19 protein-coding genes are annotated in these 21,687 nt (G+C 64.7%); 1 reads left to right on the top strand and 18 read right to left on the bottom strand.

Going from position 1 to position 21,687, the window contains the following annotated elements:
- Positions 1–66: 66 nt before the first annotated feature.
- Entirely contained in the window at positions 67–2,328 is a 2,262-nt protein-coding gene (locus WS61_RS21350) for a primosomal protein N' (protein WP_059503174.1), read from the bottom strand.
- 451 nt (positions 2,329–2,779) lie between these two features.
- Positions 2,780–3,874, bottom strand: a complete 1,095-nt coding sequence (gene hemE, locus WS61_RS21345) for a uroporphyrinogen decarboxylase (RefSeq protein WP_306459564.1) — start codon at positions 3,872–3,874, stop codon at positions 2,780–2,782.
- Positions 3,875–4,023: 149 nt separating this feature from the next.
- On the opposite strand from hemE, the gene WS61_RS21340 reads away from it, so the two are divergent.
- Positions 4,024–4,824, top strand: a complete 801-nt coding sequence (locus WS61_RS21340) for a transporter substrate-binding domain-containing protein (protein ID WP_059503170.1) — start codon at positions 4,024–4,026, stop codon at positions 4,822–4,824.
- A 745-nt stretch (positions 4,825–5,569) separates the two neighbouring features.
- Here WS61_RS21340 and WS61_RS21335 read toward each other — a convergent pair.
- From WS61_RS21335 to mnmG, 16 genes are all read right to left on the bottom strand, one after another.
- Entirely contained in the window at positions 5,570–7,297 is a 1,728-nt protein-coding gene (locus WS61_RS21335; RefSeq protein ID WP_059503168.1) for an AMP-binding protein, read from the bottom strand.
- A gap of 250 nt (positions 7,298–7,547) precedes the next feature.
- On the bottom strand, positions 7,548–7,973 hold the full coding sequence (locus WS61_RS21330; protein ID WP_006477288.1) for a F0F1 ATP synthase subunit epsilon: 426 nt from the start codon (positions 7,971–7,973) through the stop codon (positions 7,548–7,550).
- Positions 7,974–8,094: 121 nt separating this feature from the next.
- Entirely contained in the window at positions 8,095–9,489 is a 1,395-nt protein-coding gene (atpD, locus tag WS61_RS21325) for a F0F1 ATP synthase subunit beta (protein WP_011882816.1), read from the bottom strand.
- A gap of 66 nt (positions 9,490–9,555) precedes the next feature.
- Complete coding sequence (atpG, locus tag WS61_RS21320; protein ID WP_034209645.1) at positions 9,556–10,431, bottom strand: F0F1 ATP synthase subunit gamma; 876 nt, start codon at positions 10,429–10,431, stop codon at positions 9,556–9,558.
- A gap of 119 nt (positions 10,432–10,550) precedes the next feature.
- Positions 10,551–12,092 (bottom strand): F0F1 ATP synthase subunit alpha, encoded by a 1,542-nt coding sequence (atpA, locus tag WS61_RS21315; protein WP_059503166.1) that lies wholly within the window; start codon positions 12,090–12,092, stop codon positions 10,551–10,553.
- A 44-nt stretch (positions 12,093–12,136) separates the two neighbouring features.
- On the bottom strand, positions 12,137–12,676 hold the full coding sequence (locus tag WS61_RS21310) for a F0F1 ATP synthase subunit delta (protein ID WP_034188172.1): 540 nt from the start codon (positions 12,674–12,676) through the stop codon (positions 12,137–12,139).
- Between the two features lie 2 nt (positions 12,677–12,678).
- Entirely contained in the window at positions 12,679–13,149 is a 471-nt protein-coding gene (locus WS61_RS21305; protein ID WP_006477283.1) for a F0F1 ATP synthase subunit B, read from the bottom strand.
- A gap of 129 nt (positions 13,150–13,278) precedes the next feature.
- The gene (gene atpE, locus WS61_RS21300; RefSeq protein WP_006482730.1) at positions 13,279–13,548 is read right to left on the bottom strand and encodes a F0F1 ATP synthase subunit C; all 270 of its coding nucleotides are present in this window, start codon (positions 13,546–13,548) and stop codon (positions 13,279–13,281) included.
- A 75-nt stretch (positions 13,549–13,623) separates the two neighbouring features.
- Positions 13,624–14,475 carry a F0F1 ATP synthase subunit A gene (atpB, locus tag WS61_RS21295; RefSeq protein WP_034209647.1) on the bottom strand — a complete coding sequence of 284 codons (852 nt, stop codon included), beginning with the start codon at positions 14,473–14,475 and terminating at the stop codon, positions 13,624–13,626.
- Between the two features lie 110 nt (positions 14,476–14,585).
- Positions 14,586–15,110: an ATP synthase subunit I gene (locus WS61_RS21290; RefSeq protein WP_059503164.1), complete on the bottom strand. Its 525-nt coding sequence runs from the start codon at positions 15,108–15,110 to the stop codon at positions 14,586–14,588.
- A gap of 114 nt (positions 15,111–15,224) precedes the next feature.
- Positions 15,225–15,521 (bottom strand): hypothetical protein, encoded by a 297-nt coding sequence (locus tag WS61_RS33930; RefSeq protein WP_257127322.1) that lies wholly within the window; start codon positions 15,519–15,521, stop codon positions 15,225–15,227.
- A gap of 142 nt (positions 15,522–15,663) precedes the next feature.
- The gene (locus WS61_RS21285; RefSeq protein WP_059503162.1) at positions 15,664–16,794 is read right to left on the bottom strand and encodes an SLC13 family permease; all 1,131 of its coding nucleotides are present in this window, start codon (positions 16,792–16,794) and stop codon (positions 15,664–15,666) included.
- Positions 16,795–16,804: 10 nt separating this feature from the next.
- Positions 16,805–17,698: a ParB/RepB/Spo0J family partition protein gene (locus WS61_RS21280; protein WP_006482728.1), complete on the bottom strand. Its 894-nt coding sequence runs from the start codon at positions 17,696–17,698 to the stop codon at positions 16,805–16,807.
- Positions 17,699–17,729: 31 nt separating this feature from the next.
- Positions 17,730–18,509, bottom strand: a complete 780-nt coding sequence (locus WS61_RS21275; RefSeq protein ID WP_011546804.1) for a ParA family protein — start codon at positions 18,507–18,509, stop codon at positions 17,730–17,732.
- A gap of 51 nt (positions 18,510–18,560) precedes the next feature.
- The gene (rsmG, locus tag WS61_RS21270) at positions 18,561–19,247 is read right to left on the bottom strand and encodes a 16S rRNA (guanine(527)-N(7))-methyltransferase RsmG (RefSeq protein ID WP_059503160.1); all 687 of its coding nucleotides are present in this window, start codon (positions 19,245–19,247) and stop codon (positions 18,561–18,563) included.
- On the bottom strand, positions 19,244–21,214 hold the full coding sequence (mnmG, locus tag WS61_RS21265; protein ID WP_034209651.1) for a tRNA uridine-5-carboxymethylaminomethyl(34) synthesis enzyme MnmG: 1,971 nt from the start codon (positions 21,212–21,214) through the stop codon (positions 19,244–19,246). The genes rsmG and mnmG overlap by 4 nt, the downstream gene beginning before the upstream one ends.
- Between the last annotated feature and the right edge of the window lie 473 nt (positions 21,215–21,687).

Raw genomic sequence — 21,687 nt, 5'->3', positions numbered from 1 at the left:
CGGGAGACGACGATTCGGGGCCGCCCGGCGGCCCGGGTTACCGGCATTCGGCCGCGTGGATGCCGTTCAGATATCGAGCGGATCGACCTCGACGCTCCACCGCAGCACGCCCTTCAGCGCGCGCAGCGTCGGCTGCCACGCGCGCAGCGCATGCTGCAGCGCCGCCCGCGACGCGCTTTCGAGCAGCAACTGCGCGCGGTGGACGTTCGCAACCTTCACGATCGTCATCGGCACCGCGTCGTACACGGTCACGCGATCGGCACCCGGCAGCCCCGGCAACGAGGCCGCGGCCTGCAGCAGGAACGCGAGCGCCGCGTCGAGCGTGCGCCCTTCGGCGCGCAGCAGTGCCTGGTAGACGAACGGCGGCAAGTGCGCGTCCCGACGCTCGCCGAGCGTCGAATTCGCGAAGCCCACGTAGTCCTGCCGCCCGAGCGCGTGGTACAGCGCGTGACGCGGATAGCGCGTCTGCACCAACACCTCGCCCGGCAGCCCGGCGCGCCCCGCGCGGCCGCTCACCTGCATCAGCTGCGCGAACAGCCGCTCGCTCGCGCGGAAGTCGTGCGAGAACAGCGCGGTATCGGCATTGAGCACGCCGACGAGCGATACGCGCTGGAAATCGTGCCCCTTCGCGATCATCTGCGTGCCGACCAGGATATCGACCTCGCCCGCGTGCACGTCGGAAAAAAGCGCCTGCGCGCTGCCCTTGCGGCGCGTGCTGTCCGCGTCGATCCGCAGAATCCGCGCGCCCGGCACGGCCTCGGCGAGCGTCTCCTCGATGCGCTGCGTGCCGCGCCCGAGGGGCGCGATGTCGACGTTCCCGCACTCCGGGCACGACCGCGGAATCCGCGCTTCCCAGCCGCAGTGATGGCAGCGCAGCGCGTGCTCGGGCTTGTGCAGCACGACGTACGCGCTGCAGCGCGGGCAGCCGGCCACCCATCCGCATGCGTCGCACGCGAGCTGCGGCGCGTACCCGCGCCGGTTCAGGAACACGAGGCTCTGTTCGCCGCGTTCGAGCCGCGCCTTCAGCGCCGCGACGAGCGGCCCCGAGAGGCCCCCCATCGACGCGCGCCCGCGCCGCCGCTCTTCTTCGAGATCGATCAGCCGCACGGTCGGCAGCGTCGCGTCGGCCACCGCGCGGCGCGACAGCGTGAGCCGCGTGTAGCGTCCCTGCTCGGCCTGCCACCAGCTTTCGAGCGACGGCGTGGCCGAGCCGAGCACGACCGTGATGCCGAGCTGTTTCGCGCGCCACACGGCCAGATCGCGCGCCGAATAGCGCAGCCCTTCCTGCTGCTTGTACGCGGGCTCGTGCTCCTCGTCGACGACGATCAGCGCGAGCGTCGGCATCGACGCGAGCACCGCGAGGCGCGTGCCGAGCACGATCCGCGCGCGGCCCGTGTGGGCGGCGAGCCAGTTGCGCGCCCGCTCGCCTTCGGCGAGCCCGCTGTGCAGCGTGACGATCGCGTCGTCGGCGAGCGCGCCCGCGAAGCGTGCGCGAAACGCGGCCTCGAACTGCGGCGTCAGGTTGATTTCGGGCACGAGCACGAGCGCCTGTGCGTCCGGCCGCGCGTCGAGCAGCGACGCGAGCGCATGCAGATAGACCTCGGTCTTGCCGCTGCCCGTCACGCCGTGCAGCAGGAACGGCGCGAAGCCCTGCGCGGCGCGGAGCGCGTCGAGCGCCTCGGCCTGCTGGTCCGTCAACGCCGGCGGCACAGTCCGTCCACCGCTTGTCGACAGGTTATCCACAGGTTTGGCCACAGGCGCATCGGCCCAGCCGATCTCCTCGACGTCCACCCAGCCGCGCACCGCCCAGTCGTCGAGCGTCGCGGCCGCCTTCGGATGCAGCGTGCGCGCGTCGGGCAGTGCCAGCGAGCCGGTATCGACCAACGCCTGCGCGAGCCGGCGCAGCGCGGCGCCGCGCGCGGGCAACGCATCGGGCAGCGCCGCGCGGCCGGCTTCGGTCGGCCGGTAGCGCACTTCCGGCGCGAGCAGCCGGCCCCAGCGCCCCGCGTCGCGCAGCGCCTGCGGCAGCGCCGGCAACGCGACTTCGCCGCGCCCGCGCTGATAGTAGTCGGCCGCGAACGACACGAGCGCGAGCCAGTCCGCCGACAGCGGCGGCAGGTCGGCGCAGACCGCCTCGACCGCGCGCAGCCGCGACGGCGGCACATCGGTGTGAGTGGCGACTTCGCAGACGAGCCCGACGGCCTGCCGCTTGCCGAACGGCACCTGCACGAGCGTGCCGGGCGCGGGCGCCGGCTGCGCGTCGCAGCGGTAGTCGAACAGGGTCGCGAGCGGATGGTCGAGCGCCACGCGCAGGTAGACGCCGCTCATCGACACGCTCCGGCAGCGGCGACACGTAGCGGACGGACGGCTTGCACCCGCGCCCGCATCGCGGTGGCGAACTTAAAGTAAAACTTCAGATTCGGCGCTAAGTTTTGGATTCGCATTAGGAATCGCCGTATACCCTGCCCAGCCTGTGGATAACTTTGTTGAGAACTCGCCGCTCAACGGCCGCAACGCGCGCGGGGCCGTGCTTTCCGCTGTTTTTCACCGTTTGTCGCTGGCCCCCGCGAAGCCTTATTCCATAAGGCTGCTATTCAAATCACCGAACAATAGCGAGACAAATCGACCGATACGGGGCTCTACCGCGGTGCAACGTGGAAAATGTGTATAAGTCAAGTCTTGACAAGCACCGAATCGGCGACGGGAGCGGGGTTGCGTCCTGTTTAGTTTCAACGACGAAACGCCGTCATTGCGCGGCGCAGCATGACGGCGCTTGCATTCAGCCCGCCGCTCCGCTACGGATCGCGCGGCTGTGGGTATGCACTTCGTCGACGAGTTCGGCGACGTGATCGGGCGACGTGAATTGCGAAATACCGTGCCCGAGGTTGAACACGTGGCCCGGATGGTTGCCGTAGCTGTCGAGCACCGCGCGCGCCTGTTCGCGCACCGAGGCCGGCGGTGCAAACAGGATCGTCGGGTCGAGGTTGCCCTGCAGCGCCACGCGCCCCGCGACGCGCTCGCGCGCGGCACCGAGGTTGACCGTCCAGTCGAGCCCGACCGCGTCGACGCCGGTCGCCGCGATCTCCTCGAGCCACAGCCCGCCGCCCTTCGTGAACGTGATCACCGGCACGCGCTCGCCGTCGTGTTCGCGCTTGAGCTGCGACACCACGCGGCGGATGTAATCGAGCGAGAAGCGCTGGTACGCGCCGTCGGCCAGCGCGCCGCCCCACGTATCGAAGATCATCACGGCCTGCGCGCCCGCATCGATCTGCGCGTTCAGGTACGCGGCCACCGCCTGCGCGTTCACGTCGAGGATCCGGTGCATCAGGTCGGGGCGCGAATACGCCATCGACTTCACCGTGCGGAAATCGTCCGAGCCGCCGCCTTCGACCATGTAGCACGCGAGCGTCCACGGGCTGCCCGAGAAACCGATCAGCGGCACGCGCTGACGGCCCTGGCCGTCGGTGAGCGCGCGACGGATCTCGCGCACGGCGCCCGTCACGTAGCCGAGCGTCTCCTCGATGTCCGGCACCGCGAGCTTCGCGACGTCGGCCTCGGTGCGCACCGGATGCGCGAACTTCGGCCCCTCGCCGACCTGGAAGTCGAGGCCGAGCCCCATCGCGTCGGGAATCGTCAGGATGTCCGAGAACAGGATCGCGGCGTCGAGCGGGAAGCGCTCGAGCGGCTGCAGCGTCACCTCGGTCGCGTAGTCGGGATGCTTCGCGAGGCCGAGGAAGCTGCCGGCACGCGCACGCGTCGCGTTGTATTCGGGCAGGTAGCGGCCGGCCTGGCGCATCAGCCAGATCGGCGTGTAGTCGGTCGGCTCGCGCAGAAGCGCACGCAGGAAGGTGTCGTTGAGCAGGTTATGGGCCACGGTAGGAGCGACGATGCGAAGGCAAAGCGGCATTTTACCGGACAGCCGCGATCGGACTGCGCATGCCGACGCGATGGCGGCCATATGACGCGCGCGATGGCTCCGCTATGATCGGACGCTGATATCGAACCGAACCAAGGAGGAGACCGATGAAGACATTCGCCACGCTCGCAGCGGCCGCATTGCTGTGCTGCACCGCCGCGCACGCGCAGACCGCGGCCGGCACCGCCACGACTGCACCGGCCGCCGGCACGCGGCTCGACGACGTGCTCGCGCGCGGCGCGCTGCGCGTGTGCACGACGGGCGACTACAAGCCGTATTCGTACTACCGCGCGGACGGCCGCTTCGAGGGCATCGACATCGACATGGCGGAATCGCTCGCGAAATCGCTCGGCGTGAAGACCGACTACGTGAAGACGAGCTGGTCGAACCTCACCAACGACTTCGTCGCGAAGTGCGACATCGCGGTGGGCGGCGTGTCGACGACGCTCGAGCGCCAGAAGCGCGTGTTCTTCACGCAGCCGTACGTGGTCGACGGCAAGACGCCGATCGTGCGCTGCGCGGATGCCGACAAGTACCAGACCGTCGCGCAGATCGACCGGCCCGAGACGCGCGTGATCGTGAATCCGGGCGGCACCAACGAGCGCTTCGCGAAGCAGTTCTTCACGCATGCGAACCTCGCCGTGTATCCGGACAACGTGACGATCTTCAAGCAGATCCTCGCGGGCAAGGCCGACGTGATGGTGACGGACGCATCCGAGACGCTGTTGCAGCAAAAACTGAATCCGGGCCTTTGCTCGGTGCATCCGGACAAGCCGTTCCAGTTCGGCGAGAAGGCGTACATGGTGCCGCGCGGCGACGTCGTGTTCCAGCAGTACGTCGACCAGTGGCTGCATCTTGCGCTGTCCACCGGCGAATATCAGGCGATTTCGGACAAGTGGCTGAAGTAGGCGCGCCCGCGCCACGGCGGCCGGTCACGGGCATCGCCCCCGCGGCCGCCGGGCGCCGACCTCTCGCCAGGAGCGGCGCCGGCGTGCCGCCGTTACATCTTCCCTTCGCGCCGCGGCGCTCGCCGTCGGCGCAGCATTCGCGGGATTGGCCGAACGGCCGACTTTCGCGCATTCCGATCACGTTTCAAAATCTTTCTGACGAATGAATCGTCATGCGCGGTATCGATCGCGCCATGCACTTTCTCGCGTGAAAATCGGCAATTCGTCGCGCCCGATACGCGTGAAAAACGCATCGCGCGCATACCTTGAAAACGCGATGGAAAATATGGGTAAAAATGACCTTTTTCAGGACCCCGAAAACAGCAAAAAATCCCGGAAAGCCTTATCTGGCGGGCGTTACAACCTGAAACACTTTGTTACCGCGACGGGTCATTAATTCGCCCACAATGGCCTCAACGGTTTCAACACGGATGCGGTCTCGTGTGCCAAGTGTGAGCGGACGCGAAGCGCTGCGAGCCAGTCGGTCACGTACCGAAGCCCTTCCGAGGGGCATCCCTGTTGGAGTCGTTTCCGGCCCCCCGCCGGATCCGGTTTCATCTTTGGTCTCCTCGCGCTAACCCCGTAGCGTGTGGTTTTTAGCGGGCTAATAAGCCCGCTTTTTTTCGTCCATCGAAAACGTAGCGACCTGCACAGGACGGCCCGCAGGCCGCCATGTTTCCTCCGCATTTTCCCGTATCGTCTTGCTTCACGCGGTCTTCTGCACGTCGAGCTTCAGCTCCTCGATCATCCGCTCGCGCATCACGAACTTCTGCACCTTGCCCGTCACCGTCATCGGCAGTTCGTCGACGAAGCGGATATAGCGCGGAATCTTGTAGTGCGCGATCTGCCCGTTGCAGAACGCGCGCACGTCGTCCTCGGTCATCTGCTCGCCCGCGCGCAGCACGATCCACGCGCACAGCTCCTCGCCGTACTTCGGATCGGGCACGCCGAACACCTGCGCGCTCTGGATCTTCGGATGCCGGAACAGGAATTCCTCGATCTCGCGCGGATAGACATTCTCGCCGCCGCGAATCACCATGTCCTTCAGGCGGCCGACGATATTGCAGTAACCGTCCTCGTCGAGCGTCGCGAGGTCGCCCGTATGCATCCAGCCGTCGACCAGCACCTCGCGCGTCTTCGCATCGTCGTCCCAGTAGCCGAGCATCACCGAATAACCTTTCGTGCACAGCTCGCCCGTCGCGCCGACCGGCACGATGTCGCCAGCCGGATCGACGATCTTCACTTCGAGATGCGGCTGGATGCGGCCGACCGTCGTCGTGCGCTTTTCCAGCGGATCGTCGGTCGAGCTCTGGAACGACACGGGGCTCGTCTCCGTCATCCCGTACGCGATCGTGATTTCGGAAAGATGCATCTGCGACACGACACGCTTCATCGTCTCGATCGGGCACGGCGAGCCGGCCATGATCCCGGTACGCAGCGTCGACAGGTCGAATTTCGCGAATTCCGGATGATCGAGCTCCGCGATGAACATCGTCGGCACGCCGTGCAGTGCGGTGCACCGTTCCTCGGCCACCGCCGCGAGCGTCGCGACCGGGTCGAACGCTTCGCCGGGGAACACCATCGCGGCGCCCTTCGACACGCACGCGAGCACGGCCAGCACCATCCCGAAGCAGTGATAGAGCGGCACCGGGATGCAGAGCGAATCCTGTTCGGTGAAACGCATCGCCATCGCGATCGAGCGCGCGTTGTTGACGACGTTGCGGTGCGTGAGCGTCGCGCCCTTCGGGCTGCCGGTCGTGCCGCTCGTGAACTGGATATTGATCGGATCGTTGGCCGCGAGCGTCGCGCCGATCGCATCGAGCAGCGCCGGATCGACGGCCTGGCGGCCGCGCGCCATCACGTCCGCGAAGCGGAACATGCCGGCGGGCGCCACCTCGCCCATCGACACGATCGTGCGCAGGCTCGGCACGCGCGCCGCGTGCAGGTCGCCCGGTGTCGCGGTCGCGAGCTCCGGCGCGATCGTCTGCAGCATCTCGACGTACGCGGACGTCTTGAAGCGCTCGGCCGAGATCACGGCCTTGCAGCCGACCTTGTTCAGCGCGTATTCGAGTTCCGACAGCCGGTAGGCCGGATTGATGTTGACAAGCACGGCGCCGATCCGCGCGGTCGCGAACTGCGTGAGCAGCCATTCGCTGCGGTTCGGCGACCAGATGCCGACGCAGTCGCCCTTCACGATCCCGAGCGCCGCGAGCCCGGCGGCCAGCACGTCGACTTCGTCCGCGAACTCGCGCCAGGTCCAGCGCACCTGCTGCTCGCGGAACACGACGGCCGGACGGTCGGGAAAGCGCCCCGCCGTGTCGAGCAGGAACCGGCTGATCGTCGCTTCGGATAGCGGCACGTCGGTTGCGCCGCGCACGTAGGACAGTCCGCTTTCGGGCGCGATCAGCGCCCCCTTGCCAAGGTCTGCTGCCATCGATGTCTCCGTCCGTTTTTGTCCGATCGGCCCGCGCGCGCACCGCGCCCGCCGCCGCAACAATCGCGACGGCCGGCCTCACCGCGGATGATGCCGCGCTCCGCTGACGATACTCTGACATCGAATCGCGGCGGACGGGTGAAATAGCACGACCGGACGATACGATCCGGCCCGCAAAAACGGACGAAAACGGCGGACGAAAAAAAAGCAGCCCGAAGGCTGCTTTCTTTCGCGGGATACGCGGCGCGGCTCAGTGCCGGCTGCGGATCTTCGCCAGACGCTGGATCGCCTCGAGCTGCGCCATCGCGGTCGCGAGCTCGGATTGCGCTTTCGCGAGGTCGAGATCCGACTTCGCGTTCTGCAGCGTTTCCTCGGCACGCTTGCGCGCTTCCTCGGCTTTCGCCGCATCGAGGTCCTTGCCGCGGATCGCGGTATCGGCGAGCACCGTCACGGCGCCCGGCTGCACTTCGAGAATGCCGCCCGCGACGAACACGAATTCGTCGTTGCCGCCCTCGACTTCGATGCGCACCGCACCCGGACGAATCCGGGTGATGAGCGGCGTGTGGCCCGGCAGAATGCCCAGCTCACCCGTTTCGCCCGGCAGCGCGACGAATTTCGCCTCGCCCGAGAAGATCTGCTCTTCCGCGCTGACGACGTCTACTTTGATGGTTGCCATATCGACTCCAATCTCATCCACGGGTTGAGCGTATTGCGGCCGACGGTGGCGGCCGGTATGTAAGTCATCGCTGACTTATTGCTCCGGCCGGCACACGCCGGCTTGCGACTCACTCAAGCCGTTACTGGATCTTCTTGGCCTTTTCGAAGGCTTCGTCGATCGTGCCGACCATGTAGAACGCCTGTTCCGGCAGGTGGTCGCACTCGCCGTCGACGATCATCTTGAAGCCGCGGATCGTTTCCTTCAGCGGCACGTACTTGCCCGGCGAGCCCGTGAACACTTCAGCGACGTGGAACGGCTGCGACAGGAAACGCTGGATCTTACGCGCACGCGCGACCGACAGCTTGTCTTCCGGCGACAGTTCGTCCATGCCCAGAATCGCGATGATGTCGCGCAGTTCCTTGTAGCGCTGCAGCGTCTGCTGCACGCGGCGGGTGATCGTGTAGTGCTCTTCGCCGATCACGTTCGGGTCGATCTGGCGCGACGTCGAGTCGAGCGGGTCGACCGCCGGGTAGATACCCAGCGAAGCGATGTCACGCGACAGAACGACGGTTGCGTCCAGGTGGCCGAAGGTGGTCGCCGGCGACGGGTCGGTCAAGTCGTCCGCAGGGACGTACACGGCCTGAACCGACGTAATCGAGCCCTTCTTGGTCGACGTGATGCGCTCTTGCAGCTTGCCCATTTCTTCAGCCAGCGTCGGCTGATAGCCCACTGCCGACGGCATACGGCCGAGCAGTGCCGACACTTCGGTACCGGCCAGCGTGAAACGGTAGATGTTGTCGACGAAGAACAGCACGTCGAGGCCTTCGTCACGGAAGTGCTCGGCCATCGTCAGGCCGGTCAGCGCGACGCGCAGACGGTTGCCCGGCGGCTCGTTCATCTGGCCGTACACCAGCGCGACCTTGTCGAGAACGTTCGAGTCCTTCATTTCGTGGTAGAAGTCGTTCCCTTCACGGGTACGCTCGCCCACGCCCGCGAACACGGAATAACCGCCGTGCTCCTTCGCGATGTTGTTGATGAGCTCCATCATGTTGACGGTCTTGCCCACGCCTGCACCACCGAACAGGCCAACCTTGCCGCCCTTCGCGAACGGGCAGATCAGGTCGATGACCTTGATACCCGTTTCGAGCAGTTCGGTCGACGGCGACAGTTCGTCGAACGCCGGTGCCTTCTGGTGGATCGAACGCGTATGTTCGCTTTCGATCGGGCCAGCTTCGTCGATCGGACGGCCGAGCACGTCCATGATTCGGCCGAGGGTCGGCTTGCCGACCGGCACCGAGATCGGCTTCGCCGTGTTCTTCACGGTCAGGCCGCGGCGCAGGCCGTCGGATGCACCCAGACAGATGGTACGGACCACGCCGTCGCCCAGCTGCTGCTGGACTTCGAGCGTCAGTTCCGAGCCATCGAGAATGAGCGCGTCGTAGATCTTCGGCATGCTGTCGCGCGGGAATTCCACGTCGATAACGGCGCCGATGCACTGTACGATCTTGCCTTCTACCAAAGCAGCAGTACTCATCGCTTTTCCTTTAAATACCTGATTCTTTACTCGCGCAAAGGCGCAGTTGTCGTCCCGGGCGCGCGCTTAAACAGCGGCTGCGCCGCCGACGATCTCCGACAGTTCTTTCGTGATCGCGGCCTGACGGCTCTTGTTGTATACGAGCTGCAGTTCGCTGATCACCGTCTTCGCGTTGTCGGACGCGGCCTTCATCGCGACCATGCGCGCCGATTGCTCGGACGCCATGTTTTCCGCGACGGCCTGGTACACCAGCGCCTCGACGTAACGCACGAGCAGTTCGTCGACCACTGCCTGCGCGTCCGGCTCGTAGATGTAGTCCCACGACGTCGCCGGCGTACCGTCATCGGCTTCGAAGTGTTCCGACGACAGCGGCAGCAGCTGCTCGATCACGGCTTCCTGCTTCATCGTGTTGACGAAGCGCGTGTAAGCGATATAAACCGCCGACAGCTTGCCTTCCGAGTACAGATCGAGCTGCGTCTTCACGGCGCCGATCAGCTTGTCCAGGTGCGGGGTGTCGCCGAGGTGCACGACCTGCGACATCACCTTCGCGCCGAAGCGGTTCAGGAACCCGAGGCCCTTGCCGCCGATCGCAGTGGCTTCGACCTTCTGGCCCTTCTCTTCCAGCTCCTTGAACTTCTGCACCGTCGCACGCAGCACGTTGGTGTTCAGACCGCCGCACAGCCCCTTGTCCGTCGTGACGAGGATGATGCCGGCCGTCTGCGCGCCGTCGTTCGCCACCATGAACGGGTGGCGGTACTCCGGGTTCGCACGGCTCATGTGCGCGGCGATGGCACGGACCTTGTCTGCATACGGACGAGCGGCGCGCATGCGTTCCTGCGCGCGACGCATCTTCGATGCAGCCACCATCTCCATCGCCTTCGTGATCTTGCGCGTGTTCTGCACGCTCTTGATCTTGCCGCGAATTTCCTTCATTCCAGCCATAGCTTGCTCCTTTGCGCCCCGAGTGAGCGCTTCAGCGCTTTACTCGGGGCTCATGCATCGCTCACCGAAGCGGCGCGGGCGCATCGGCACCCGCGCGGCCTCGGTGTGTCACTCGCGGATCAATAGGCACCGGACTTCTTGAAGGATTCGATCGCCGCGCGCAGCGCGCCTTCGTCGTCCTTCGAGAGATCCTTGGTGTCTTCGATGCGCTTGATGAGGTCAGCGTGGCTGGTCTTCAGGTTGTCGCGCAGGCCCTTCTCGAACGGCAGCACTTGCTTGACGTCGAGATCGTCGAGGTAGCCGTTGTTCGCGGCGTACAGCGACACGGCCAGTTCCCACACCTGCAGCGGCTGGTACTGCGGCTGCTTCAGCAGTTCCGTCACGCGGCGGCCGCGCTCGAGCTGCTTGCGGGTCGCTTCGTCGAGATCCGATGCGAACTGCGCGAATGCGGCCAGTTCACGGTACTGCGCGAGGTCGGTACGGATACCGCCCGACAGCTTCTTCACGACCTTCGTCTGAGCGGCGCCGCCGACGCGCGACACCGACACGCCGGCGTTGATTGCCGGGCGGATGCCTGCGTTGAACAGGTCGGTTTCCAGGAAGATCTGGCCGTCGGTAATCGAGATCACGTTCGTCGGAACGAACGCGGTCACGTCGCCAGCCTGCGTTTCGATGACCGGCAGTGCCGTCAGCGAACCGCTCTTGCCCTTCACTTCGCCGTTCGTGAACTTCTCGACGTACTCTTCCGACACGCGAGCCGCACGCTCGAGCAGACGCGAGTGCAGATAGAACACGTCGCCCGGGTACGCTTCGCGGCCCGGCGGGCGGCGCAGCAGCAGCGAGATCTGACGGTATGCCCAAGCCTGCTTGGTCAAGTCGTCATAGATGATCAGCGCGTCTTGGCCGCGGTCGCGGAAGTACTCGCCCATCGTGCAGCCGGCGTACGGCGCCAGGTACTGCATCGCGGCGGAATCCGATGCCGAAGCGGCGACGACGATCGTGTATTCCAGTGCGCCCGTTTCTTCGAGCTTGCGCACCACGTTCATGATCGACGAAGCCTTCTGGCCGATCGCGACGTAGATACAGATCAGGTCCTTGCCCTTCTGGTTGATGATCGCGTCGAGCGCCACCGCGGTCTTGCCGCACTGACGGTCGCCGATGATCAGCTCACGCTGGCCACGGCCGATCGGCACCATCGCGTCGATCGACTTGATGCCCGTCTGCACCGGCTGCGACACCGACTTGCGCCAGATCACGCCCGGGGCGATCTTTTCGATCGCGTCGGTCAGCTTCGCGTTGACCGGGCCCTTGCCGTCGATCGGGTTGCCGAGCGCGTCGACCACGCGGCCGACGAGTTCCGGGCCAACCGGGACTTCGAGAATGCGGCCCGTCGTCTTGACGACGTCGCCTTCCGAGATGTGTTCGTATTCGCCGAGAATCACCGCGCCGACCGAGTCGCGCTCGAGGTTCAGCGCGAGACCGAACGTGTTGCCCGGAAACTCGAGCATTTCGCCCTGCATCACGTCCGACAGGCCGTGGATACGCACGATACCGTCGGTCACGGAGATCACGGTGCCCTGGTTGCGAACGTCTGCGCTCGCTTCAAGGCCCTGGATCCGGCTCTTGATCAGCTCGCTGATCTCAGAGGGATTGAGTTGCATTATTCGCTCCTGATAGTCAATTCTGTTGCGTGCCGGCGTGGCGCTCAGGCGGTCAAGGCAGCCTGCATCGATGCGAGGCGCGCGCGAACCGAGGTGTCGAGCACTTCGTCGCCGACCGTCACGCGCACGCCGCCGATCAGCGACGAATCGACTTCGACCGTCGGTTTCAGCTTGCGCTTGAACTTGCGTTCGAGGCCCGAGACGAGACTGTCGAGATCCGCGCCGTTCAGCGGGAACGCGCTCACGATCTCGGCGTCGGCTGCGCCTTCACGTTCGTTCTTGAGCGCCTCGAACTGCTCGGCGATTTCCGGCAGCAGCGCGATGCGATGATTGTCGACCAGCATCTGCACGAAGTTCTTCGCTTCGGCGCCGGCCGCGAGCGGCGACTTCACGGCAGCAAGCAGCAACTCGGCTACTTGCGTGCGCGTCACCTTCGGGCTCGACGCGACCGACAGCACTTCCGGCAGACGCGCAACCTGGGCCAGCTCTTGCACGAGCGTGGACCAGGCGGCGATGTCACCGCCCTCGGCCACGCGGAACAGCGCTTCTGCGTAAGGGCGGGCGATGGTTGCAAGTTCGGCCATGATCAGAGCTCGGCTTTCAGTTGATTCAGCAGTTGGGCGTGGGCCGTTTGATCGACTTCGCGCTTCAGGATCTGCTCGGCGCCCTTCACGGCCAGCGCGGCGACTTCGCCACGCAGCGCTTCGCGCGCCTTCACGATTTGCTGTTCTGCTTCCGCCTTCGCCTGGGCGACGATGCGGGCGGCTTCAGCCTGGGCGTTGGCCTTGATTTCCTCGGCGACCGCCTGTGCACGCTTTTCGGCGTCGGCGATGCGCTGCTGGCCGTCGTTGCGGGCCTGCGCGAGTTCCTGGTCCACGCGCTTGTGCGCTGCGTCGAGTTCCGCCTTGCCCTTCTCGGCGGCGGCGAGGCCGTCGGCGATCTTCTTCGAACGTTCGTCGAGGGCGTTGATCAACGGCGGCCACACGAATTTCATCGTGAACCACGCGAGGACCAGGAACACGACCATTTGCGCAAACAGAGTTGCGTTGAGATTCACGGTGTTTCCTTATCTGCTATTCCGGAAAAATGAAACGGTAAGGCGCTCATCGAGTTGCATTCGATCAGCGCCCCAAGTCTCCGTTCCGCCCTGCGCCGGCTCGCGCCGGACGCATATTTCCGAGGAACCTTAGCCTGCGAGCTTCGACAGGAGCGGGTTCGCGAACGCGAACAGCATTGCGACACCAACGCCGATCAGGAATGCAGCGTCGATCAGACCAGCCAGCAGGAACATCTTCGTTTGCAGCGGGTTGATGAGTTCCGGCTGACGTGCGCAGGCTTCGATGTACTTGCCACCCATCAGCGCGATACCGATACAGGCGCCGATTGCACCCAGGCCGATGATGATGCCGATACCGATGGCGGTCAGACCCTGGATGTTGGCGATGTAAGCTTGCATGATCACTCCTTTGTGAAAAGACTTGGAACTGAGATTTAAAAAACTAAAACGAAGACTCTTTCTTGCACGCCGCACTTAGTGCTTGTCGTGCGCCTGGCCGAGATACACCAGCGTCAGCATCATGAAAATGAATGCCTGCAACAGAACAATCAGAATGTGGAAGATTGCCCAGACGCTACCCGCGATCACATGACCAACGAAGCCGAGGAACGTTGCGTCGCCACCGAAGCTCCACATGCTGCCGAGCAGGGCGATCAACAGGAACAACAGCTCACCCGCGTACATGTTGCCGAACAGCCGCATGCCGAGCGAAACGGTCTTTGCAACGTATTCGACGATGTTGAGCGCGAGGTTCGGGATCCACAGCAGCGGGTGGCCGCCGAACGGGGCCGACAGCAGCTCATGCGCAAAACCGCCCGCGCCCTTGATCTTGATGCTGTAGTAGATCATCAGGACGAACACGCCGAGCGCGATGCCGAGCGTGCCGTTCAGGTCGGCCGTCGGGACGATGCGATGGTGGGAAATCACGTCCGACAGACCGAGCAGGCCGATCACGCGGCCCGGCAGGTCGACCGGGAGGAAGTCGAGGGAGTTCATCAGCGCGACCCACACGAACACCGTGAGGGCGAGCGGCGCGATGAAGGTACGATTGCCGTGGACGATGGCCTTCGACTGGTCTTCGACCATTTCGACGAGCATCTCGATCGCGCATTGGAAACGGCCCGGCACGCCCGACGTCGCCTTGCGGGCGGCCAGACGCAGCAGGATGATCGTCACGATGCCGCAAACGATCGACCAGAACAGCGTGTCGAGATTCCAGACGTGGATGTCGAAAATCGACGTCTGATGCGAGGTGGAGAAATTCTGCAAGTGGTGCGCAATGTACTCGGACGGATCCGGACCGCGCGTGCCTTCGCTAGCTGCCATATCGTTAATGCCACCCAAATTGTCGAAAATCGTTTTGCCCGTTCCCGCAACACGCTATTGCGGGAACGAGCCGGTGCGGTTCGTTGTCGAAACCGCACGCTGCTTGTTCCTTACCGCCAGGCCAGCGCGATCCAGTACGTCTTCAGCACGACGAGGTACGTGACGAGGAACGGCACCCAGTGCACGCCGGCCCAGCCGAACGCCACTGCGGTGAACATCCCGATCGTCAGGGCTAGCTTCAGGGCTTCGCCCATCACCCAGCTCATCACGGTGGCCGAGCCACCGGCCTTCAGTCGCGCCACGAATACCGCACTTGGCACCCAGCCGATCGCTCCGCCCAGAAACGCGGATTGCGCAGCGGCGCCCGGCGACTTCGAAAACAGCCACCACGCCAGCGTTGCAACCAGGGACAGGGCCACTTGCGCGAACACCACCTTGTAGGGGGTCACGCGCGAGGGCTTGCTCACGTTCGGGCCGAACAGCCTTTCGGCCTCGGCCCGCGTCAGCGGAACGATGTTGTTATCTTGTTGCTCGACATCCCAGTCATCGTCGGATTCACGCCGCTCGCCGGCCGCCGAAGCGGTGCGTTGCGTGCGCTGATCATCGTGCCTGTCGTCCGGCGCCTGACCCGCCATCGCAATCTTCCGCAGAATCCTTGAACCCGACCCCAAGCTTTCCGAAAGCTTTCAGGGGTGCCTAGCTAACAAATCCGGGCGATTGTAAGCGATAGTTGCAAGTGATTCAAGGCTTTAGACGCGACAAAAACCTGCATAAAACGACGCCTCATGATGTGAAAAAACACCCGATTCGACGACGTACGATGACAGTTGTAAGGTCGATTTTTTGCACCGGTATTTCTTGCGCGAAAAAGTCCGGCGACGGCGGAAATGACGGGAAGCGATGCCCGACGCAGGCCGGGAGGACGCCGCCGCGAATGCGCTGCAATGCAGCCGTCGAGAACGGCTCGGTGCGACGCTGCGGAAGGAGCACGACATCGTGACCGAACCGCCGCACGCGACGCGAAATTCGACCGGATGTTCGCGCATCGATTCATCCAATCAGTTGTCGCGCCGCCACAGAGGTTCGATTGTAGGTTGCAGCACTTATCAACAGCCGTCGATCACCCCGAACGCTGTGCGCCCCGCCACTGCCCGAACGATACGCCTGTGCCGCACACACCGGCCTCGCTCAACCGTGCATGAGCAGCCATGCGCCGAGCGCCGCGCTCACCAGCGCGAACGGAATCGAAACGAGGTGGAACGGCAGCCACATGCGTGGCTCCTTCGCGAGACGCACCGCGATCAGGTTCGCGAGCGAGCCGATCGCGAAGCCGAAGCCACCGACCGATACGCCGAATGCAAGCGCGCGCCAGTCATGTGTGAATTCCGACAGCAGGATCGCGGCCGGCACGTTGCTGATCGCCTGTGACAGTACGGCGCCGGCGACATAGACGCGCAGCGGCGAATCGAGCTGCGCGTGCGCAATCGCGTCGTGCACGACGGGCAGCGCAGCCGCACTGCGCAATACGACGAACATCAACACAAAGATCAGCAGCAGCAGCCAGTCGATCTTCAGGACTGCATCGCGTTTGACGGCCAGCAGCACGATCGCGACGCCGACGAGGCCCGGCAGCGGATGATGCGCATCGGCAAGCAGCACGAACGCGGCGAACAGCACCGCCGCGATCAGCGCGTGCATGCGTTGTACGGGGAAGGCGGCAGCATCGCCGGACAGGTCAAGCGGCTTCGCGCGAAACATCAGTGCGGTCAGCACGAGCAGCAGCGCCATCGTCGCGACGGCGAGCGGCCCGAGCGTGACCACGAAGCGGCCGAACGACACGCCGCTCAATTGCCACAGGAAAAGATTCTGCGGATTGCCGAGCGGTGTCGCAACGGACCCCGCGTTGACAGCCAGCGCGACGACGATCACGAGCCGCCGGAACGGCAGCGGTGTCAGCGCGCGCAGCGACACCATCAACGGCACGACGACGAACAGCGCGACGTCGTTGGTGAGCCACATCGACAACACCGCGGCGAAGCCGACGAGCAGCATCGCGAGCCCGCGCTCGGAGTGCACGTGATGCACGATGCGATGTGCGAGCCACATCAGGCAGCCGGACAGCTCGAGCGCCTTGGTCAGCATCAGCAGGCCAGCGAGCGTCGCGACCGTCTGCCAGTCGACGCGATCGGCGAGCACCCAAAATGGTTGCGGACGCACCCATTGCAGCACGATCAGGCCAAGCGCGAGCACCGACAGTACCGGTTCCTGCGCAAGCCAGCCGAGCCACCGGCGCGGCGCCGGTGTGCCCATCTGTTCCATGGATTGCCCGTTACTCTTCGGTCGCGACGTTGCCGCGCAGTCGCGCGAGAATGCCCTCGAGCGCGTCGAGGTTGCCGAAGTCGATCAGCACCTGCCCTCGCCCGCGGCGGCCGAGCTTGATCTTCACCGTCGATGCGAGCAGGTCGGACAACTCCTCTTCGAGGCGACGCGTATCGCGGCCGCCATCGTCCTTCGCACGCGCCTTCACGGCCGGCGCTTCCTTCGTCGTGTGCGCGACGAGCTTCTCGGTCTCGCGCACCGACATGCGCTTGTTGACCACCTGATGCGCGAGCGTGATCTGCGTGGCCGCATCGACGGCGAGCAGCGCGCGTGCGTGCCCCATGTCGAGATCGCCGGCTAGCAGCATCGTCTGCACCGGCGACGCGAGGTTCAGCAGGCGCAGCAGGTTCGACACCGCGCTGCGCGAACGGCCGACCGATTCGGCGGCCTGCTCGTGCGTGAAACCGAACTCGTCGAGCAGGCGCTGGATACCATGCGCCTCTTCGAGCGGATTCAGATCCTCGCGCTGGATGTTCTCGATCAGCGCCATCGCAGCGGCAGCCTGATCGGATACGTCCTTCACGAGCACCGGCACTTCGTCGAGGCCGGCCAGACGCGCGGCACGGAAACGCCGCTCGCCCGCGATGATCTCGTATTTGTCTGACGAAATGGGCCGTACCAGGATCGGCTGCATCACGCCCTGCGCGCGAATGCTTGCCGCGAGCTCCTGCAGGCTGCCCTCGTCCATCCGCGTGCGCGGCTGGTACTTGCCGGCTTGCAGCTTGCCGAGCGCGAGCGTGTTCGGCGCCCCTTCGATCTTCACCGCTTCGGTGATATCGGCACTGCCGCCGAGCAGCGCTTCGAGGCCACGTCCCAAGCCCTTCTTCTTTGGTACCGCGTTCATGTCTTTCTTCCTCGCTTCGCTCATGTCCGGATCACGACACCTCGAACGCGCGCACGCGCTCGATCATCTCGGCACCGAACTGGATATACGCCTGCGCGCCGCGCGAACTGCGGTCGAACACGACGCCCGGCAACCCGTAGCTCGGCGCTTCGGCCAGGCGCACGTTGCGCGGAATCACCGCGTCGAACACCTTGTCGCCGAAGTGCGCCTTCAGTTGATCGGAGACTTGCTGCTGCAGTGTGATGCGCGGATCGAACATCACGCGCAGCAAGCCGATGATCTTCAGGTCGCGGTTCATGTTCGCGTGAACCTGCTTGATCGTGTTGACGAGGTCCGACAGCCCTTCCAGTGCGAAGTACTCGCACTGCATCGGGATCACGACGCCATGCGCCGCGCACAGCCCGTTCAGCGTCAGCAGCGACAGCGTCGGCGGGCAATCGATCAGCACGAAATCGTAGTCGTCGGCCACGCGCTCGAGCGCGGCCTTCAGGCGGCGCTCGCGGTTGTCGATGCTAATCAGTTCGATCTCGGCACCGGACAGCTCGCGGTTCGCGGGAAGCACGTCGTAAGTGACGCCTTCCGGACGCACACGCGCATCGGCCACCGACACGCCGTCGACCAGCACTTCGTACACGGTCGCTTCGCAGGCGGCCTTGTCGATCCCGCTGCCCATCGTCGCGTTGCCCTGCGGGTCGAGATCGATCAACAGGACTCGTTGCTCCTGCGCTGCAAGGCTTGCGGCGAGATTGACCGATGTCGTCGTCTTGCCGACGCCCCCCTTCTGGTTCGCAACGCAGAAGATCTTTGCCATCGTTGGTGTGTTCCCTTTACCTTCAAACAAACGGCGCGCTACCGCGCGCCTTCAATTCGCGTCGTCGACGGCCACTTCGAACAGATGCCGCTCCGCATCGAGCATCGGCACCGCCAGCCGGATCGTCTGCTTCACGCGGCTGCCTTCCGGCAACCGCGCAATCTCGTCATCCGGATGAACGCCCTTCATCGCCCAGATCGCCCCGCCCGGCGCGACCAGATGTCGAGCAAGTTTAACGAAGTCGGACAGGTCCGCGAAGGCGCGGGATACGATCATGTCGAATTTTTCCGGCACTTCGACACCCGGCTGCAACGACTCGACCCGCCCGGTGACGACCGACAGGTTCGCGAGCTTCAGCTCCGCCCGCATCTGCGTCTGGAACGCAGACTTCTTCTGCACGATATCGTTCAGCGTGACCTGCCAGCCCGGCTCGACGATCGCCAGCACGATACCGGGCAGCCCGCCGCCCGAGCCGACGTCGAGCACGCGTGCCGACGTACGACCGCGCAGATGCGGGACGATGGAAAGCGAATCGAGGATGTGCTGGATTAGCATCTGCTTCGGGTCGCGGATCGCGGTCAGGTTGTAGACCGCGTTCCACTTGCCGAGCAGCGCAACATAGTCGAGCAGCTGGTTGCGTTGTGTATCCGTCAGCGTGAGGTCGAGTGCTGCCGTACCTTCGACGAGCATCTGTTCCAGTACGTCCCGATTCACCGCCGGCGCGCGACGCGCCGTCATTGTTGCGTCGGGACGCTGCCGTCCCCCTGCTCCGCGGCTTCCGCGACCGTGCCGTTACGGCGGCCCAGGCCGCGACGCTTCAGATGCACCATCAGCAGCGAGATTGCCGCCGGCGTGACGCCGGAAATGCGCGACGCCTGCCCGATCGTTTCCGGCCGGAACTCGTTGAGCTTCTGGCTCACCTCGAACGACAGGCCGCGAACGTCGCGGTAATCGATACCGTCCGGCAGGCGCGTGTTCTCGTTCGCGTCGTTGCGCTCGATCTCGGATGCCTGCCGCTCGATATAGCCCTGATACTTGATGCCGATCTCGACCTGCTCCTTGATCTGCTCGAGCAGCACCGGATCGTCGGTCAACGGCTCCGCAGGGCCGCACTCGCCGCCCTTCAGCCCGCACACACCGTCGTAACTCACGCCCGGCCGGCGCAGTAGCTCGGCGAGGCTGTATTCGTGATCGATCGCCTTGCCGAGGAGCGCGGTCGCCTCTTCCGCAGGCAGCGTCTTCGGCGTCACCCACGTCGATTTCAGGCGTTCGGTTTCACGTGAAACAGCGTCACGCTTCCGGCTGAAGGCGTCCCAGCGTGCGTCATCGACCAGTCCAAGCTCGCGGCCGATCTCGGTCAGGCGCATGTCGGCGTTGTCTTCGCGCAGGCTCAGACGATACTCGGCCCGGCTCGTGAACATCCGGTACGGCTCGGCCACGCCACGCGTGACGAGATCGTCGACCAGCACACCCAGATAGGCTTGATCGCGGCGCGGGCACCACGCGTCCTTTTCCTGCACGTAGCGGCCCGCATTGAGGCCGGCCAGCAGACCCTGCGCAGCCGCTTCCTCGTAGCCGGTCGTACCGTTGATCTGGCCCGCAAAGAACAGCCCGTTGATCGCCTTCGTCTCGAGCGACGCCTTCAGCGCGCGCGGGTCGAAATAGTCGTATTCGATCGCGTAACCGGGGCGCAGGATATGCGCGTTCTCGAGGCCGCGCATCGAATGCACGAGCTCGAGCTGGACATCGAACGGCAGGCTGGTCGAGATCCCGTTCGGATAGAACTCGTTGGTCGTCAGCCCTTCCGGCTCCAGGAAGATCTGGTGCGATTCCTTCGACGCGAACCGGTGGATCTTGTCCTCGATCGACGGGCAATAGCGCGGCCCGACCCCTTCGATCACGCCCGTATACATAGGCGAACGATCGAGACCGCCACGAATGATGTCGTGCGTGCGCTCGTTCGTATGCGTCACCCAGCACGGCAGCTGTTGCGGATGCTGCTCCGCGCGGCCCAGGAACGAGAATACGGGGATCGGATCGAGGTCGCCCGGCTGCTCATCGAGCTTCGAGAAATCGATCGTGCGACCGTCGATACGCGGCGGCGTACCGGTCTTCAGCCGGCCCTGCGGCAGCTTCAGCTCCTTCAGGCGCGACGACAGCGACACGGCCGCCGGATCGCCCGCGCGGCCGCCCGTGTAGTTGTTCAGGCCAACGTGGATCTTGCCGTCGAGGAATGTACCGGCCGTCAGCACGACTGCGCGAGCGCGGAAGCGGATGCCGATCTGCGTGACGGCGCCCACCACGCGGTCGCCTTCGACCATCAGGTCGTCGACGGCCTGCTGGAACAGCCACAGGTTCGGCTGATTTTCGAGCCGATGGCGGATCGCGGCCTTGTACAGGATACGATCAGCCTGCGCACGTGTCGCGCGCACGGCTGGGCCCTTCGACGAATTGAGGATCCGGAACTGAATACCGCTTTCATCCGTCGCGGCGGCCATTGCGCCGCCCAACGCGTCGACTTCCTTGACCAGATGGCCCTTGCCAATGCCGCCGATCGACGGATTGCAGCTCATCTGCCCGAGCGTTTCGATGTTGTGGGTCAGCAGCAGTGTCTTTGCGCCCATACGGGCGGACGCCAGCGCGGCTTCCGTGCCGGCATGACCGCCACCGACGACGATGACGTCAAATTCTGTGGGAAAAAGCATGGTGGATTCCGTACGCAGAGCAGCGCACGAACCTATCTGAGAAATGTATAGGCCGAATTATAGCGGGTTCGCTTTTCACTCGAAGGCCGTCCGAATGGTAGGGTCTGTGTATTTCGGCGATTTTTTTGCTGGGGGCGGGCGGATTTGGTGTGCCGGGCCGGCTTCGGCGGCGCTCACAACCGGTTAAACGCGCGTCATCTTGCCTGTGCCAAGCCGGTTAATCGCCACGCCAGCATGCGCGGAACCTCTGACCTCACCGATGTCTGTGCCCAGCGCAACCCACCGGCCGCGACGTCCTGCGCCCTCTTCTACACAGCATTTCTGAAGGTCGTCCGGTGACTTGTCCCCTGAAGCGCAACGCATCGTCGACCTGTGGAACAAGCCTGCGCGGCATCTGCACAGAGCTTCCGACTATTCCTGCTCGACTTATCCTCCGGTTCCGAACCAGCGATGCATCGAAACCTCGCGATCTC

Source organism: Burkholderia sp. ABCPW 11, from assembly GCF_001523445.1.
Classification (GTDB): Bacteria; Pseudomonadota; Gammaproteobacteria; order Burkholderiales; family Burkholderiaceae; genus Burkholderia.
Note: the sequence above shows the minus strand (reverse complement) of the source record. Positions and strands in the feature narration are given on the sequence as shown.

What these genes read in the sequence shown, in the direction of transcription:
- atpB (WP_034209647.1), bottom strand. Translation starts at nt 14,475, where the DNA reads ATGGCAGCTAGCGAAGGCACGCGCGGTCCGGATCCGTCCGAGTACATT.
- atpA (WP_059503166.1), bottom strand. Translation starts at nt 12,092, where the DNA reads ATGCAACTCAATCCCTCTGAGATCAGCGAGCTGATCAAGAGCCGGATC.
- rsmG (WP_059503160.1), bottom strand. Translation starts at nt 19,247, where the DNA reads ATGACGGCGCGTCGCGCGCCGGCGGTGAATCGGGACGTACTGGAACAG.
- WS61_RS21285 (WP_059503162.1), bottom strand. Translation starts at nt 16,794, where the DNA reads ATGGAACAGATGGGCACACCGGCGCCGCGCCGGTGGCTCGGCTGGCTT.
- WS61_RS21330 (WP_006477288.1), bottom strand. Translation starts at nt 7,973, where the DNA reads ATGGCAACCATCAAAGTAGACGTCGTCAGCGCGGAAGAGCAGATCTTC.
- WS61_RS21290 (WP_059503164.1), bottom strand. Translation starts at nt 15,110, where the DNA reads ATGGCGGGTCAGGCGCCGGACGACAGGCACGATGATCAGCGCACGCAA.
- atpG (WP_034209645.1), bottom strand. Translation starts at nt 10,431, where the DNA reads ATGGCTGGAATGAAGGAAATTCGCGGCAAGATCAAGAGCGTGCAGAAC.
- WS61_RS21275 (WP_011546804.1), bottom strand. Translation starts at nt 18,509, where the DNA reads ATGGCAAAGATCTTCTGCGTTGCGAACCAGAAGGGGGGCGTCGGCAAG.
- WS61_RS21350 (WP_059503174.1), bottom strand. Translation starts at nt 2,328, where the DNA reads ATGAGCGGCGTCTACCTGCGCGTGGCGCTCGACCATCCGCTCGCGACC.
- WS61_RS33930 (WP_257127322.1), bottom strand. Translation starts at nt 15,521, where the DNA reads ATGCGCGAACATCCGGTCGAATTTCGCGTCGCGTGCGGCGGTTCGGTC.
- WS61_RS21280 (WP_006482728.1), bottom strand. Translation starts at nt 17,698, where the DNA reads ATGAACGCGGTACCAAAGAAGAAGGGCTTGGGACGTGGCCTCGAAGCG.
- WS61_RS21335 (WP_059503168.1), bottom strand. Translation starts at nt 7,297, where the DNA reads ATGGCAGCAGACCTTGGCAAGGGGGCGCTGATCGCGCCCGAAAGCGGA.
- atpE (WP_006482730.1), bottom strand. Translation starts at nt 13,548, where the DNA reads ATGCAAGCTTACATCGCCAACATCCAGGGTCTGACCGCCATCGGTATC.
- WS61_RS21340 (WP_059503170.1), top strand. Translation starts at nt 4,024, where the DNA reads ATGAAGACATTCGCCACGCTCGCAGCGGCCGCATTGCTGTGCTGCACC.
- WS61_RS21310 (WP_034188172.1), bottom strand. Translation starts at nt 12,676, where the DNA reads ATGGCCGAACTTGCAACCATCGCCCGCCCTTACGCAGAAGCGCTGTTC.
- atpD (WP_011882816.1), bottom strand. Translation starts at nt 9,489, where the DNA reads ATGAGTACTGCTGCTTTGGTAGAAGGCAAGATCGTACAGTGCATCGGC.
- mnmG (WP_034209651.1), bottom strand. Translation starts at nt 21,214, where the DNA reads ATGCTTTTTCCCACAGAATTTGACGTCATCGTCGTCGGTGGCGGTCAT.